Below are 16,425 nucleotides of genomic sequence, written 5' to 3'. Positions count from 1 at the left end.
TGTCTGACCCGCAGGGTCAGACACCCATAGTGTCAGACCCCGTGGGTCTGACACAGGTTTACCGGTTTTGCTGTTTTAGAGAAGAATAAAAGAGGAGCACCCATGTACGTAGTCCGTCCGGTAGAAACCGCCGACATCGCCGCCCTCGAATCACTGGCCGCGGTCAGCATGCCGGGTGTCCATACCCTGCCGAAGACGCGTGAAAAGATCGAGCAGGCAGTCGAGCGTTCCATCGCTTCCTTCTCCGCCCACGTCGACATCCCGAGCGAAGAGTCCTACATGTTCGTGATGGAGTCGCTGGCCGACAGGAAGATCGTCGGCACCGCCGCCATCCACGCCTCCGCAGGCTCGAACGGCACCTACTTCTCCTTCCGCAACGACGTTATCCAGCAAGTCTCGCGCGACCTGAACATCAGCCACAGCGTGCACGCCTTGACGCTGTGCTCCGAGCTGACCGCCTACTCGCAGCTGTCCGGCTTTTACGTCGACGCCAGCGTGGCGCAGCGTCCGGAAGCGGCCCTGCTGTCGCGTTCCCGCCTGCTGTACGCAGTGCAGGCGCCGCACCGTTTCGGCGACCGCTTTTTCGTGCCGCTGGCCGGCCTGACCGATGAAAACGGCGGCTCGCCATTCTGGGATGCGCTGGGCCGCAAGTTCTTCAAAATGGACTTCCTGGATGCCGAACGCGTGATCGGTGGCGCCCGCAACCGCACCCTGATCGTGGAGCTGATGCCGCACTACCCGGTCTACGTGCCGCTGCTGCCGGGCGATGCGCAAGCCGTGATGGGCCAGATCCATCCGAGCGGCGAACTGGCATTCAATTTGCTGACTTCCGAAGGTTTCGAAGCCGACGAGTACATCGACATCTTTGACGGTGGTCCGATCCTGCAGGCGCACAAGCATGCGCTGCGTACCTTCACCACCTCGCTGCCGCGCCGCGTGGCCAGCGCCGAAGGCACGCAAGCCAGCGACGCGGTGGCGGCTTACGCCGTGTCCACCGGCCCTGACCAGCGCTTCCGCGCGGTGACCATCAACTGCGCACCGCTGGAGAATACCGATACCGTCTGCCTGTCGAAGAACGCCCAGGACATCTTGCGCGTGGAAGAGGGCGACACCGTGACCTGCGTCCGCATTTAATAACGAGAAAACCTATGCTAGTTGTACGCGCAATTAAAGCGAGTGACCTGGACGGATTGTTCAACCTGGCCAGCCAGGTGGGCACCGGCATGACCACCCTCAAGCCGGACATGAAGATGATGGGCGACCGCGTCGCCGTGGCGGTGGCGTCCTTCGCCGAAACCATCCCGCCGGAAGAACGCGACTACATGTTCGTAATGGAAGACACCGATACCGGCCGCCTGGCCGGCGTGTGCGCCATCAAGGGCGCGGTCGGCCTGACCGAGCCTTTCTACAACTACCGCATTGGCACCCTGGTGCACTCCAGCCGCGAGCTGAACGTGTTCACCCGCATGGACACGCTGTACCTGTCGAACGACCTGACCGGCTGCTCCGAGCTGTGCTCCCTGTTCCTGCACCCGGACTACCGCCAGGGCAATAACGGCAAGCTGCTGTCGAAGAGCCGTTTCCTGTTCATCGCCCAGTTCCCGCACCTGTTCGAGCAGAAGATTATCGCCGAGATGCGCGGCTACCAGGCGGAAGACGGCAGCTCGCCTTTCTACGAAGGCCTGGGCCGCTACTTCTTCAAGATGGACTTCCACCATGTGGACGACCTGACCGCGCTGGGCAAGAAGTCCTTCATCGCCGAGCTGATGCCGCGCCAGCCGCTGTACGTCGACTACCTGCCGAAAGATGCGCAGGAAGCGATCGGCAAGGTGCACCAGGCTACCGCGCCGGCGCGCCGCCTGCTGGAGCAGGAAGGCCTGCACTACGAAGGCTATGTCGACATCTTCGACGCCGGCCCGGTGCTGCAAGCTCGCGTCTCCGAACTGCGCGCGATGCGCGACAGCGAACTGGCATCCGTCACGCGCGATACCGATACCGCGCATGCCTGCGCGCTGCACACCACCGAACCCTACCTGGTGTCGAACACCGTCATGCAGGACTTCCGCATGATCCTGACCGACGCCAATCCATCCGACGGCGGCATTGACCTGTCGTCCGAAGAACAAGCGCTGCTGCATTGCCATGCCGGCGACACCGTGCGCACCCTGTCTCTCAACGTGAGGAAGAACCAGAATGTCTGAACTGAGCAATTTCATCAACGGCCAATGGAAAGCTGGCCACGGCGAGACCATCGTGACCACCAACCCGGCCACCGGCAAGCATATCTACTCGTCGAACGAGTCGACTGCCGATGACGTGGCGGAAGCTGCGCATGCTGCGCGCGCCGCCTTTGAAGCCTGGGCCTACCGCCCGCTGGAAGAGCGCATCGCCATCGTCACCAAATTCCGCGACCTGCTGAAGGAAAACGCGGAAGACCTGGCGCAGACCATTTCCGAAGAAGTCGGCAAGCCGCTGTGGGAAGCGCGCACCGAAGTGACCACCATGGCCAACAAGGTGGACATCTCGATCACTTCCTACGGCAACCGCACCGGCGAATCGCGCAACAAGGTTGCCGATGGCGAAGCTGTGCTGCGCCACCGTCCGCACGGCGTGTTCGGCGTGTTCGGTCCTTACAACTTCCCGGGCCACCTGCCGAACGGCCACATCGTGCCTGCGCTGATCGCCGGTAACACCGTGGTGTTCAAGCCGAGCGAGTACGCACCGCGCACCGCCATCAAGACCGTCGCGCTGTGGGAAAAGGCCGGCGTGCCTGCGGGCGTGATCAACCTGGTCAACGGCGGCCGTGAAACCGGCATCGCGCTGGGCCAGAATGCGGAGATCGACGGCGTGCTGTTCACCGGCTCCAGCCAGACCGGCGCGGCGCTGCACAAGCAGTTCGGCGGCCAGCCGGGCAAGCTGCTGGCGCTGGAGATGGGCGGCAACAATCCTCTGATCGTTTGGAACCCGACGGACATCGATGCTGCCGTATTCATGGCGATTTCGTCTTCCTTCATCTCCGCCGGCCAGCGCTGCACCTGCGCGCGCCGCGTGATCGTGCAGAAGGGCGAGCAGGGCGATGCCTTCGTCAAGCGTTTCGTCGAAGTGGCGTCGAAGCTGGGCGTAGGCGCTCCGGCTGCCGAACCGGCGCCGTTCATGGGTCCTGTGGTTTCCGCCGCCGTGGCAGAAAAACTGGTGCAGGCACAGGCCGACATGGTGGCCAAGGGCGGCAAGATGCTGCTGGAAATGCGCCAGCTGGAACCGGGCACCGGCTTCGTTTCCGCCGGCATCGTGGACACCACCGACGCGCAAGGCATTCCTGACGAAGAATGGTTCGGTCCACTGGCGCAGATCATCCGCGTCGACGATTTCGACGCCGCGATCCGCGCCGCCAACAACACCGGTTACGGCCTGGCCGCGGCCCTGCTGTCGACCGACGAATCGCTGTGGCAGAAGTTCCAGGTCCGCGCCCGCGCCGGCATCGTGAACTGGAACCGCCCGACCACCGGCGCGGCCAGCTCGGCGCCGTTCGGCGGCGTCGGCAAGTCCGGCAACCATCGTCCTAGCGCATACTATGCGGCGGACTACTGCGCCTACCCGGTCGCTTCGATCGAGAACGGCGCCCTTGAAATGCCTGCCAAGCTGTCGCCTGGCATGAACTTCTGAGGATGGCCATGCCTACTGCACGCGAATACAACTTCGACGGCCTGGTTGGCCCGTCGCACAACTACGCCGGCCTGTCGTTCGGTAACGTCGCCTCGTTCAACAACGTCAAGAGCGCGTCCAATCCGAAGCAGGCTGCCCTGCAGGGCCTGGCCAAAATGCGCGAGCTGGCCAGGCGCGGTTTCGCGCAGGCGCTGCTGCCGCCGCAAGACCGTCCGAATTTCCGCCTGCTGCGCAGCCTGGGCTACGCCGGCACCGATGCCGAAGTGATCGCACAGGCGTACAACGACTCGCCGGTGGTGCTGGCGTGCGCCTACTCGGCTTCGCCGATGTGGACTGCCAATGCCGCCACCGTCAGCCCGTCGGCCGACACGCGCGATGGCCGTGTGCACTTCACCGCTGCAAACCTGAACAACAAGCTGCACCGCGCGTTCGAGCACGTGCAGTCGGTTCGCGCCCTGCGCGCCATCTTCAAGGACGAACGCTTCTTCGCCGTGCACGACGCACTGCCTGGCACGCCGGCCTTCGGCGATGAAGGCGCGGCCAACCATACCCGCCTTTGCGACCAGCATGGCAATCCGGCTGTGGAGCTGTTCGTGTACGGCCGTGTGGAATTCGATCCGAGCGCGCCGGCGCCGAAGAAATTCCCGGCCCGCCATACGCTGGAAGCATCGAAGGCCGTGGCCCGCCTGCACGGCCTCGATCCGGCGCGCTGCGTGTTCGTTCAGCAAAATCCGGACGTGATCGACCAGGGCGTGTTCCACAACGACGTGATCGCGGTGGGCAATGGCAATGTGCTGTTCTATCACGAGCAGGCTTTCGCCGACGAGCAGGGAGCGCTGGCTGCGATCCGCGCCGCCATGCAGGGCGTGGGCGCCGAGCTGGTGGCGATCCGCGTTCCGACGGCCGAAGTGTCGGTGGCCGATGCGGTTTCTTCCTACCTGTTCAACACGCAGCTGCTGTCCAAGCCTGACGGCAAGATGGCCTTGGTCACGCCGCATGAGTGCCAGGAAATTCCGGCCGTGGCGGCCTTCCTGGAAAAGCTGGTCGCTTCCGGCGGCCCGGTCGATGAGCTGATCCACTTCGACCTGCGCCAGTCGATGCGCAACGGCGGTGGGCCGGCTTGCCTGCGCCTGCGCGTGGCGTTGACCGAGGCAGAGGCAGCGGCCATGCACCAGGGTGTGGTGATGACCGAAACGCTGTACCATAGCCTGGTCGCGTGGGTAGAGAAGCACTACCGCGACCATCTGGAACCGAAAGATTTGGCAGATCCGCAATTGGCTGTAGAAGTGCACACCGCATTGAAAGAGCTGGAACAGATCCTGGGCTTACCCGGCCTGTACGATCTGTAAAAACCGGTAAACCAGTGCCTGACCCGCAGGGTCAGGCACTGTCTGCGCAAAGGCCGTCGTGCAAACAGCGCCAACGGCTTGCGAGCTACCGGTTTTAAGAAAGAAGATACCCACAACGTATTTGGAGAAGCAGATGAAACAAATGCCACAAGAGTTGCGCAAGCAAACGCTCGAACTGGTCAAGGCCAGCGGCCCGATCGCCCAACTGATCGAAGCCTGGCTCGGCTCCCTGGACGACGAAGACCTGGCCGACCTGTCCCCCGGCAGCCTGGCCCCGGTCCTTGTGGAAGGTTTCACCCAGCTTGCCAAGCGCACCGCTTCCGGCTGCCAGATCGCCAAGCTCCAATACGAAGAAGCGCGCGGCGGCCACGCCACCGCGCTGCTGATCGTCAACGACGACATGCCATACCTGGTCGACTCCATCGTGATCGCCATGCGCAAGCTGCGCGTCGGCTCCAACGGCGTGCTGAACGCCGTGCTGCCGGTGCGCCGCAGCGCCGACGGCAGCGTGGAAGCCGTCGGCCAGAAAGGCGACAAGCTGGAATCGATGGTCCTGTGCCTGCTGTCCGAAAAGCTGGAAGACGGCGCACTGAAAGAACTGACCGACCGCATCGAGATGGTGGCGCGCGACGCCGCCGTCGTGAAGCGCGACCTGGCTGCAATGAAGGACCGCCTCACCGCCGTCTCTACCGACTCGGCCGGCCACGGCGAAGAAGGCCAGGAAGTCGCAGCTTTCCTGCAGTGGGCGCGCGACGAAGGCTTCGAAGTGCACGGCTATGCCTACTACCAGGTCAAGCCGGGCGCACGCGAACTGGAACGCGACATCCCTAGCCGCATCGGCGTGCTGCAGGACACCGCGCACCCGATCTACGGCACCTGCCTGGCCAATATCCCCGGCGACTTCGACACCCTGTCCAAGCGCGCCCACACCCTGTCGATCGTGAAGGCCGACGTGGGCGGCACGCTGCACCGCGACCAGTCGCTGGACTTCATCGGCGTGCGCCACACCGACGGCAAGGGCGCCATCCTGGGCGAGCATTGCTTCGTCGGCCTGTTCACCCGCGCCGCCAACCTGACCCCGCTGGCCCGCCTGCCATTCGCGCGCGGCCGCATCGCGCAAGTGCTGAAGATCGCCGGCGTGCGCGAAACCGGTTTCCGCGCCGAGAAATTCATCGAGATCCTGGAATCGCTGCCGCGCACCGAAGCGCTGGAAGCGGAACCGGAATGGCTGGCCGAAGTCTGCGGCGCCGTGGTGTCGCTGTACAAGCAGCCGCGTGCCAAGGTATTCGCCCGCCGCGACGTCTACGCCCGCCACCTGAACGTACTGGTCTACCTGCCACGCGAACGCTATTCGGCCTCCGTGGCGCACGCGCTGGCGCGCGCCCTGCAGGAAAGCTCCGGCGCCACCCATGTCAGCTCGCAAACCCTGGTGTCGGACGGTCCGCTGGCCCGCCTCTACCTGATTGCCCACGCAGCGCGCTATCCGCTGGACCTGGAAAGCGATATCCAGCGTCCGCTGCTGACGGTGCTGGACGGTTGGCATGACCAGTTCTCCGAGCTGGCCGACAAGGTCGGCGAGGAGCCGCTGCGCAACAGCCTGCGCAAGCTGTGCTCCACCCTGCCGGTCGACTATGTGGCCGCAACGCCGCCGACCGTTGCCTTCCACGACCTGGACAAGATCCTGCGCAATGGCGTGGACGAGCGCGTCGCCGTGCGCGTCGAACTGCCATCCGAAGGCAACGCCGCCACCACCATCCGCCTGTACTCGGTGGACGGCGTACCGGCCCTGTCCTCGATCCTGCCAGCGCTGCACAACGCCGGCGTGGCGATCGAGCGTGAATCGGCGCATACCATCCGCACCGCGGACGGCAAGAAGCACTACGTGACCAGCCTGGCTGTCGATGCGCAAAGCGCGCTCGAACTGTCCCGCCCTGGCGTGGTGCAGGTGGCGGAAGACCTGTTCAACGCCCTGTTCAACAACGAAGCCGAAGACGGCCGCCTGAATGGCCTGGTTGTCGAAGGCGGCCTGCGCCTGCGCGAAGTGCAGCTGGTGCGCGCTTACATGAGCTACTGGCGCCAGGCCGGCACCCAGTTCACCGTGCGCTACATGGCGGAGATCCTGCGCCGCCATCCAGCGCTGGTGAAGGAGCTGGTCGACGCATGGAAAGAGCGCTTCGATCCGGCCCTGCCGGAAGCGACCCGCACCGCAGCCAAGGACAAGCTGCTGGCCATCAAGGGCCGCTTGTCCTCGATCAACCACGCCGACTCCGAAGTGATTTTCGCGGCCATGATCGACCTGATGCTGGCAACCCTGCGCACCAACTATTTCCAGAATGCTGGACAGGGCGACAAGATCATCTTCAAGTTCGACACCAGCAGCCTGCACCTGGTGCCGGAACCGCGTCCGTTCCGCGAGATCTATGTGTTCTCGCGCCGCTTCGAAGGCGTGCACCTGCGTGGCGGCCCGGTCGCCCGCGGCGGCCTGCGCTGGTCTGACCGCATGGAAGACTACCGCACCGAGGTGCTGGGCCTGGTGAAGGCGCAGATGGTGAAGAACGCCGTGATCGTTCCTGCCGGCGCCAAGGGCGGCTTCGTCTGCAAGCAGATGCCGAAAGACGCGCCGCGCGACGTGGTGGCAGCGGAAGGCGAAGCAGTCTACCGCCTGTTCATCGCCAGCCTGCTGGAAATGACCGACAACCGCGTGCTGGGCAAGATCGTTCCGCCTGAGGACACCGTCCGCTACGACAACGACGACCCATACCTGGTGGTGGCTGCCGACAAGGGCACCGCGACCTTCTCCGACATCGCCAACAGCATCGCGGTGAAGCGCGGCTTCTGGCTGGGTGACGCCTTCGCATCGGGCGGCTCCAACGGCTATGACCACAAGAAGATGGGCATTACCGCCAAGGGCGCGTTCGAAGCGGTCAAGCGCCACTTCTACGAGATGGGCCACGACATGAACACCACCCCGTTCACCGTGGTGGGCGTGGGCGACATGTCGGGCGACGTGTTCGGCAACGGCGTGCTGCTGTCGCACCAGATCAAGCTGCTGGCGGCCTTCGACCACCGCCACATCTTCCTCGACCCGAACCCGGATACCGCGAAATCCTTCGCCGAACGCCAGCGCATGTTCGCGCTGCCGCGCTCCTCGTGGGAGGACTACAACAAGGACCTGATCTCGAAAGGTGGCGGCGTGTTCCCGCGTACCGCCCGTACCATCGAGCTCTCGGCTGAAGTGCGCGCCGCGCTGGACATCCAGGAAACCTCGCTGACGCCGGAAGAACTGATGCACCGCATCCTGCTGGCCCCAGTGGACCTGTTCTACAACGGCGGTATCGGCACCTACATCAAGTCCTCGAGTGAAACCCACGCGCAGGTGAAAGACCGCGCCAACGACAACATCCGTGTCAGCGGCAATGCGCTGCGCTGCAAGGTCGTGGCGGAAGGCGGCAACCTGGGCGCGACCCAGGCCGGCCGTATCGAATTCGCCTTGGCCGGCGGCCGCATCTTCACCGATGCGATCGACAACTCGGCTGGCGTGGATTGCTCCGACCACGAAGTGAACTGCAAGATGTGGCTGGACGTGGAAGTCAACGCCGGCCAGACCACCGAGGCAGACCGCAACCAGCTTCTGAACGACATGACCATGGAAGTGGAACGCCTGGTCCTGCGCGACAACACTCAGCAAACCCGTCTGCTGGTGCGCGAATTCCAGGCCCAGTCGGAAGCCCATGTGCAGGACGGCTATGCCGACCTGATCGCCGACCTGGAAGAAGAAGGCGCGCTGTCGCGCGAACTGGAGCACCTGCCAAGCGTGGCCGAACTGGCGCGTCGCAAGGCCGATGGCCGCGGCCTGACCACGCCGGAGCTGGCGGTGGTGATCGCCAACGTGAAGAACCGCTACAAGCGCCTGCTGTCGGCTATGCCGCTGACGGACGAAAGCTGGGCGGAGAAGGTGCTGCGTCCCTACTTCCCTGAGCAACTGGTGGCGACCCGTCCACCGCTGAACCATCCGCTGTCCAATGCCATCCTGGCGACCGTGCTGGCGAATGAAGTGGTGAACCGTTGCGGCCCATTGATGATGCGCGACCTGGCCGCTGCCAACAACTGCAGCGAGCAGGACGTGATCCTGGCGTGGGGCCAGGCATGGTCCGCGCTGGACCTGGCGCCGGTCTTCGACGATCTGGATGCCGATGCATTGAATGTGCCGCGCAACGTGGCGATGCGCGTCGATGCGCGCACCCGCGCCATGTTGAAGGCGGTGATGGAAGGCGTGTTGGGCGTGCCGAAGGATCAACTGCGCGGTGCCGGTATCGCCGAGCTGACCAAGCTGTTCGCCGATCCTTCCACCGTGCGCAAGATGGCGGCCGACGTGCAGTCGGAAGCGGCTACCCACAGCGGGCTGCGCGCTGAATTCGTGCAGGCGTGGAATGCGGTCGATGCGCTGGAAGGCGTGGCGGCGTTCGTGTTCGCGGCGCTGTCGGTCAAGCGTCCTGCGGGCATGGACTTGCCGGGCTTCCTGGCGGTTGGCATGGCGCTGCGTTCGCAGGCCGGTATCGATACGCTGGAGCGCGGGCTGAAACTGCCTGCTGTGTCGAAGTCGCAGGAACACCTGCGCAGCTACGCGCAGCAGGCCTTGCGCCGTACGCAGCAGAAATTGCTGTCGCAGGTGCTGGCTCGTGCGACCAACGGGCATGACGCGGTCGAAGCGGTCGAGCTGGTGACCTGCACCTTGGGCCTTTCGGGCTACGCGGCGTCGGCGGACCTGGAACAGGCAATGCTGGACGTGTGGGCGTTGTCGGAAGCGGTCAACGCGGTCGGCATGGCGGCCTGAAACCGGTAAACCGGCGGGGACTGGCCCTGGGTCCAGCCCCCGTCCCTCAATGCAAGTATGCGGCCGCCGCGTATAAGTGTCAGACCCTGCGGGTCTGACACTGGTTTACCGGTTTTAGCGGAGCAGAAAGTAAACAGCAACAAAAGAATGGCAGATAACCAAACCTTACCCCCCGCAGTCCGCGCCCTCGCTGAAGCAGACTTCAGCGCGGTTGCACGCAGTTTCGAACAGGCCGGCTTCGCGGTCGCCCAACCCGCCGACGGCATCCTCACCATCCGCAGCAAGCAGCAAGGCCGTCCAGCGATCCTGGTCTCGGTCGGCGTGCATGGCGACGAAACCGGCCCGATCGAACTGGTAGCCTACCTGCTCGACGCCCTCGCGCAAGAACCCCAAGCGCTGCAAGTCGACCTGATGCTCTGCGTCGGCAACATCGGCGCCATCCGCCAGGCCAAGCGCTTCATCGACGCTGACCTGAACCGCATGTTCCGCGCCGAACGCGGCACCCTGGCCGGCACTGCCGAAGCCGCACGTGCCGACGTCATGATCGCCGCCACCACCGAATTCTTCGAAAGCGCCGGCAAACAGCGCTGGCACCTCGACCTGCACACGGCCATCCGCCCGAGCGTCTACCCAACCTTCGCCATCGTCCCCGACCTGATTGCGGACGACGCCAAGCAGCAGCTGGTCGGCTGGCTGGGCGAAGCTGCCATCGGCGCCATCATCATGAACCCGTCGTCGGCAGGCACCTACAGCTACTACAGCGCCGAGCACCACGCCGCCGCCGGCACCACGATTGAGCTGGGCCGCATTGGCACCTTGGGCCAGAACGACCTCACGCAGTTCGAAGACGCCAAGCTGGCCCTGGACCGCCTGCTGCGCGGCAAGGCGCCGCTGCAAGCCGCCAGCGAACCGCACGTCTTCAAGGTGGCCCAGAACATCATCAAGCTGAGCGACAACTTCAAGATGGCCTTCGGCAAGGAGACGCAGAATTTCACCGCGCTGAAGAAGGGCGATGAAATTGCCCGCGACGGCGATACCGTCTACACCGTGCAGCACGACGAAGAGCTGGTGGTATTCCCCAACCCCGACGTCCGCGTCGGCCTGCGGGCCGGAATGATGGTCACGCGCGTGAATTGATGGATTGCGCTACACTTTCCGGACACTCAACGGAAAGGAGTAGCGCATGTCGCTGTCCATGTATAAAGTTTCCGCGCCCGTTTTCGTGCGCGGCCTGAACGTGATGGCAAGCCTGCTGCGCAAGGCGCAAGCCCACGCGGAGGAAACCGGCAAAGTCCCGGAAACGCTATTGTCGGCCCGGCTGGCCGACGACATGCTGCCGCTGGCCGCCCAGGTGCAGCGCGCCAGCGATACCAGCAAACTCTCCATCGAACGCCTGAGCGGCATCGCCGCACCGAAATTCCCCGACAACGAAGCCAGCTTTGAGCAGCTGCAGCAGCGCATCGCGAACACGATCGCTTACATTGAAAGCGTGGGGGAGGAGCATTTCGCAAACAGCGAAACGCGCGAGGTGGCACTGAGTTTCGGCAGCTTCAGGCCAACCTTTACTGGCGAGAGCTATCTGCTGACTTTCGCGCTGCCGAATTTCTACTTCCATGTCGTGACGCTGCACGACATCTTGCGGAACCAGGGCGTCAAGATCGGCAAGATCGATTACCTGGGGCCTTACGAAGGTTAGATGCTGACGTGCAGGGCGTAGGTTGCAGCCATGGTCAGCAGGAGCACGCTCACTGAAATCGCCTTCATCGGATTGAAGCGGGTCGAAACGGTCGGGATTTTTCGGTACATGGCAGGCTCCTTCTCAGTAGCGGTTTTGCATGCTTCGCAGCTTATCAATGCATGCCGCGCCGAGCTAGGCGCAAGCCTGTATCAATAGTAAGCACTTGTAACTTTATGAGCCATCTGTTTTCCCCTTATGCCCTGGGCCCGCTGGACCTGGCGAATCGCATCGCCATCGCGCCCATGTGCCAATACTCCGCCAACGACGGCCTTGCGACCGATTGGCACATGATCCACTACGGCCACCTGGCGCTGTCCGGCGCCGGCCTGCTGATCCTGGAAGCGACAGCCATCTCGCCGGAAGGCCGCATCTCGCCGGCCGACCTGGGGCTCTGGTCGGACGAGCACCAGCGCGCGCTTGCGCCCATCGTGCAGGCGATTCGCCGCCATTCGCCGATCAAACTGGCCGTGCAGCTTGCGCATGCGGGCCGCAAGGCCTCCAGTGCGCCGCCGTTCGAAGGCGGGCAGGCCCTGGCGCCGGGGCAGGGCGGCGGCTGGCAGACGGTTGCGCCTTCCGCGCTGCCGCATGCGGCTGCTGATCCTGCGCCGCTGGCACTCGATGAAGCGGGCCTGGCCAAGGTCAAGGCCGATTTCGTGAGTTCCGCGCTGCGCGTGCATGCCCTCGGCATCGAAGCGATCGAGCTGCACGGCGCCCACGGCTACCTGCTGCACCAGTTCCTGTCGCCGCTGGCCAACCAGCGCAGCGACCAGTTCGGCGGTTCGCTGGAAAACCGCATGCGCTTCCCGCTGGAGGTGTTCGACGCCGTGCGCGACGCCCTGCCGCGCGAAGTGGCGATCGGCATGCGCGTTTCGGCCTCGGACTGGGTCGAAGGCGGTTGGGACATCGAACAGTGCGTAGCGCTGGCGCATCAATTGAAACGGCGCGGCGCCGACTTTATCCACGTCTCCAGCGGCGGCGTTTCGCCGTTGCAGCAGATCCCCCTCGGTCCCGGCTACCAGGTTCATTTTGCGCTGCGCATCAAGGCTGAAACGGGCATGCCAACCATTGGCGTGGGCCTGATCACCGAGCCGTTGCACGCTGAAGCGATCATCGCCAACAACCAGGCCGACATGGTGGGCTTGGCGCGCGCCATGCTGTACAACCCGCGCTGGCCATGGCATGCGGCGGCGGCCCTGGGCGCCCAGGTTGCTGCACCGCCGCAGTACTGGCGCTCCCAGCCCCGGGAATTGACAAACCTGTTCGGCGAAACGCGCCTCGGGCAGCGTTAAAACACGTGGCTCCGTGGGGCGCCCGCCACGGTTGCCATTCCGGCATCAAAATCCTTTAGGTACAGCAACTGCGAGGTCTTATAATCGTGGGGTTTTTTTGTCCTGAAGGATATGCCTGTGAATCAATCGCTGGTCCAGAAGCTGACCCGTACCAAGCCGGCCCCGGCGGAGTCGGATGCCGGCACGAGCCTGCACGGGGAGGGCCTTAGCCGCTCCATCGGGCTGTTTTCGCTGACGATGATTGGCGTCGGCGCCACGATCGGCACCGGTATTTTCTTCACCATGGTCGAAGCGGTGCCGAAAGCTGGCCCCTCCGTCGTGCTGTCCTTCCTGCTGGCCGCGCTGACCGCAGGCCTGACCGCCCTGTGCTACGCCGAGCTGTCCTTCCGCGTGCCTGCAGCCGGTTCCGCCTACTCATTCGCCTACCGCACGCTGGGCGAGTTCATGGCCTTCATCGTCGCCTTTTGCCTATTGCTCGAATACGGGCTTGCCGCCAGTGCAACGGCGATTGGCTGGTCCGACTACCTGAACAATTTCCTGGTCAACGCCTTCCATTGGCAGATCCCGGAAAACCTGCGCTCGCCGATGATCGTCTCGACCCCGAACGGAACGGTGTGGCATATGGATCACTTCAACCTGCCGCCAGTGATCCTGGTGGCGCTGTGCTGCTTCCTGCTGGTGCGCGGCGCCAAGGAATCGGCTACCGCCAACGCCATCATGGTGATGATCAAGCTGGCGATCCTGATCTTCTTCTGTGCCGTCGCCTTTACCGGCTTCGACACCAATAACTTCACGCCATTCCTGAAGCCGACGCCAGGCGAATGGCTGCCGGGCGCCAGCGGCATTGCCGCCGCAGCAGGAACCGTGTTCTTCTCCTTTATCGGCCTGGACACCATCGCAACCGCCGGCGAGGAAGTGCGCAACCCGAAGCGCAACGTCCCGATCGGCATCATTGCCGCGCTGCTGCTGGTGACCGTGTTCTACATGCTGGTCGCCATGGCCGCCATGGGCGCGCAGCCGGCCCATATGTTCGAAGGCCAGGCCGCCGGCCTGTCCGTGATCCTGCAGAACGTGACCGGCAAGGCCTGGCCTGCGCTGATCCTGTCGGCCGGCGCCGTGATCTCGGTCTTCTCCGTGACCCTGGTAACGATCTACGGCCAGACCCGTATCCTGTATGCGATCGCCAAGGATGGCCTGGTGCCAAAGGCATTCCAAAGCGTGAATCCAAAGTCCCATTCGCCTGTTGCCAATACGCTGATCGTCAGCGTGGTGGTTGGCATTGTCGCCGGCCTCGTCGATTCCACCTTCCTGTGGGACATGGTATCGATGGGCACCCTGACTGCCTTTATCGTGGTATCGATTGCGGTGCCGGTGCTGCGTTCGCAGGAGCGCGCAGCTGGCACATACAAGAAGGGCGGTTTCCGCGTTCCTTTCGGCCCGTATTTCGTGCCGGGCCTGAGCATCGTCGCCTGCGGCTACCTGATGATCAACCTGTCGCACGCCACCAAGATGATTTTCACTATCTGGATGGTCGTTGCGGTGCTAACCTACTTCATCTACGGAATCCGGAACTCCAGGCTTAACAAGGTATAAACAATGCAGGTCAAAGCAATCGCCCACACAGCATTCCTGGCTACGGCCATAATCTCTGGGGCGGTTGCCCAGGCGGGGTCTCCGGGCTCCGCCATCCGCGACTACCGCTCGGTTGCGATTTCCCCAGCCGGCGACCGCGTCGTGTCGCTGGAATCCATCGACACCGGCAATGGCAAGCGCCCGCACCCCACCGTGGTCGTTCGCAATGCCGCGACCGGCGCCATCGCCGCCGAATTCGATCCTTGCTCCACATGCAGTTATGACAAGCCGTCCTGGTCGCCGGACGGCAAGGCGCTGGCCTTTGTCGCCAGCGACAAGCGCGCTTCTTCGGCGTGGCTGTACATCGCAACCGGCGGCAAGGCGCGAGCACTGGCCACCGTGCAAGGTGTCGCCAGTACCGCGCGCTGGTCTCCGGACGGACGTACGCTATCGCTGCTGGCCACCATCGGCGCGAAAAAGGAAACCGGCGCGACGGCTGCCGGCGCGCGCCTGGTAGGAGAGATCGGCGCAGAGGAAGATGCGCAGCGCATCGCCACCATTCCGGCCGCTGGCGGCACGCTCAAGCTGGTGTCGCCTGCCGATACCTTCATCTACGAATACGACTGGACGCCGGACGGCAAGGGTTTCATTGCCAGCAGCGCCAAAGGCAATGGAGACAACAACTGGTGGATGGCCAAGCTTTCCCAAATTGATGCCGCCAGCGGCGCACTGCGCATCGTGGCCAGCCCTGCCACGCAGCTGAACATGCCGCGGGTCTCGCCCGATGGCCGCACCGTGGCCTTCATTGGCGGCTTGATGAGCGACTTCGGCTCTGTGGGCGGCGACGTCTACACGGTGCCGCTGGCGGGCGGCGAGCCGGTCAACCTGACGCCTGGCTTCAAAGGCACCTTCAATACGCTCGCATGGCGCGGCAAGGACTTGCTGGCCAATGCCCTGATGGGCGAGAAGTCGACCGTGCTGTCCCTGGATCCGCAGGGCCATAGCACGATCCTGCGCTCCGTCGCCGCGTCGACCGGCGCAGGCGACGGACGCATGTCGTTCAGCGACGACGGCAGCAAGGCCGCCGCACTGCAGGAAGACTTCGAGCACGCACCCGCCATCGTGGCCGGCCCGGTTGGCGCCATGCGCGCGATCACCGACGACAATGCCCACCTGGCACCGCAAGTCGCGGTACAGAATATCAGTTGGAAGAGCGAAGGCTTTAACGTACAGGGCTGGCTGATCGGTCCCCGCACCCTGGTGCCGGGAAAGAAATATCCAATGATCGTGCAGGTGCACGGCGGTCCTGCTGCCGCGGCATCGCCGCGCTACATATCGCCGGGCGAGCAGGGCAACCCGCTGCTGCGCGAACTGGTGGAAAAGGGCTATTTCGTCTTCCTGCCCAATCCGCGCGGCAGCTTCGGGCAGGGCCAGGACTTCGCCCGCGCCAATCGCCGCGACTTTGGCGGCGGCGACCTGCGCGACATCCTGGCCGGCATCGACGCCGCGGCGGATGCGGCACCGGTCGATGCCAATCGCTTGGGGCTCATGGGCCACTCCTACGGCGGCTTCATGACCATGTGGGGAGTGACGCATTCGCAGCGTTTCAAGGCCGCCGTTGCCGGCGCCGGCATCGCGAACTGGATCTCCTACTACGGCCAGAACGGCATCGACCAGTGGATGATTCCATTCTTCGGAGCTTCCGCTTACGACGACCCGGCGATCTACCGCCAATTGTCGCCGATCGAGTCGATCAAGGTGGCGCGCACCCCAACGCTGGTGTACGTCGGAGAACGCGATGTCGAATGTCCGCCCGTGCAGTCGATGGAGTTCTGGCACGGCCTGAAGGCGATGGGCGTGCCGACCTCGCTGGTGATCTACGAGGGCGAAGGCCACAGCATCCGCGAGCCGGAGCACCAGCAGGACCTGCGCAAGCGCACCATCGAATGGTTTGGACGTTACCTGGGCGAGTAAGCGAGC

10 protein-coding genes are annotated in these 16,425 nt (G+C 64.1%); all 10 read left to right on the top strand.

Going from position 1 to position 16,425, the window contains the following annotated elements:
- Positions 1–102: 102 nt before the first annotated feature.
- The 10 genes from ACN9MU_RS30710 (at position 103) to ACN9MU_RS30665 (ending at position 16,419) form a co-directional block, all read left to right on the top strand.
- Positions 103–1,134 carry an arginine N-succinyltransferase gene (locus ACN9MU_RS30710; RefSeq protein WP_426336585.1) on the top strand — a complete coding sequence of 344 codons (1,032 nt, stop codon included), beginning with the start codon at positions 103–105 and terminating at the stop codon, positions 1,132–1,134.
- Positions 1,135–1,148: 14 nt separating this feature from the next.
- A complete protein-coding gene (astA, locus tag ACN9MU_RS30705; RefSeq protein WP_426165910.1) occupies positions 1,149–2,201 on the top strand; it encodes an arginine N-succinyltransferase in 1,053 nt (350 codons plus the stop codon).
- Positions 2,194–3,663: a succinylglutamate-semialdehyde dehydrogenase gene (gene astD / locus ACN9MU_RS30700; RefSeq protein WP_426336584.1), complete on the top strand. Its 1,470-nt coding sequence runs from the start codon at positions 2,194–2,196 to the stop codon at positions 3,661–3,663. Before astA ends, astD begins: the two co-directional genes overlap by 8 nt.
- Positions 3,664–3,671: 8 nt before the next feature.
- Positions 3,672–5,012: an N-succinylarginine dihydrolase gene (gene astB, locus ACN9MU_RS30695; RefSeq protein ID WP_426343894.1), complete on the top strand. Its 1,341-nt coding sequence runs from the start codon at positions 3,672–3,674 to the stop codon at positions 5,010–5,012.
- A 133-nt stretch (positions 5,013–5,145) separates the two neighbouring features.
- Entirely contained in the window at positions 5,146–9,846 is a 4,701-nt protein-coding gene (locus tag ACN9MU_RS30690) for an NAD-glutamate dehydrogenase domain-containing protein (protein WP_426343893.1), read from the top strand.
- Between the two features lie 147 nt (positions 9,847–9,993).
- Positions 9,994–10,983 (top strand): succinylglutamate desuccinylase, encoded by a 990-nt coding sequence (locus tag ACN9MU_RS30685; RefSeq protein ID WP_426319580.1) that lies wholly within the window; start codon positions 9,994–9,996, stop codon positions 10,981–10,983.
- Positions 10,984–11,029: 46 nt separating this feature from the next.
- Entirely contained in the window at positions 11,030–11,542 is a 513-nt protein-coding gene (locus ACN9MU_RS30680) for a DUF1993 domain-containing protein (RefSeq protein ID WP_426319579.1), read from the top strand.
- A 215-nt stretch (positions 11,543–11,757) separates the two neighbouring features.
- Entirely contained in the window at positions 11,758–12,873 is a 1,116-nt protein-coding gene (locus tag ACN9MU_RS30675) for an NADH:flavin oxidoreductase/NADH oxidase (protein WP_426319578.1), read from the top strand.
- Between the two features lie 117 nt (positions 12,874–12,990).
- Positions 12,991–14,466 (top strand): APC family permease, encoded by a 1,476-nt coding sequence (locus ACN9MU_RS30670; RefSeq protein ID WP_426319577.1) that lies wholly within the window; start codon positions 12,991–12,993, stop codon positions 14,464–14,466.
- Between the two features lie 3 nt (positions 14,467–14,469).
- Positions 14,470–16,419, top strand: a complete 1,950-nt coding sequence (locus tag ACN9MU_RS30665) for a S9 family peptidase (RefSeq protein WP_426165894.1) — start codon at positions 14,470–14,472, stop codon at positions 16,417–16,419.
- Positions 16,420–16,425 lie beyond the last annotated feature (6 nt).

The sequence above is a fragment of the Pseudoduganella sp. R-32 genome (assembly GCF_049913245.1).
Taxonomy (GTDB): Bacteria; Pseudomonadota; Gammaproteobacteria; order Burkholderiales; family Burkholderiaceae_D; genus Rugamonas.
This window is presented reverse-complemented; position numbering and strand designations above follow the sequence as displayed.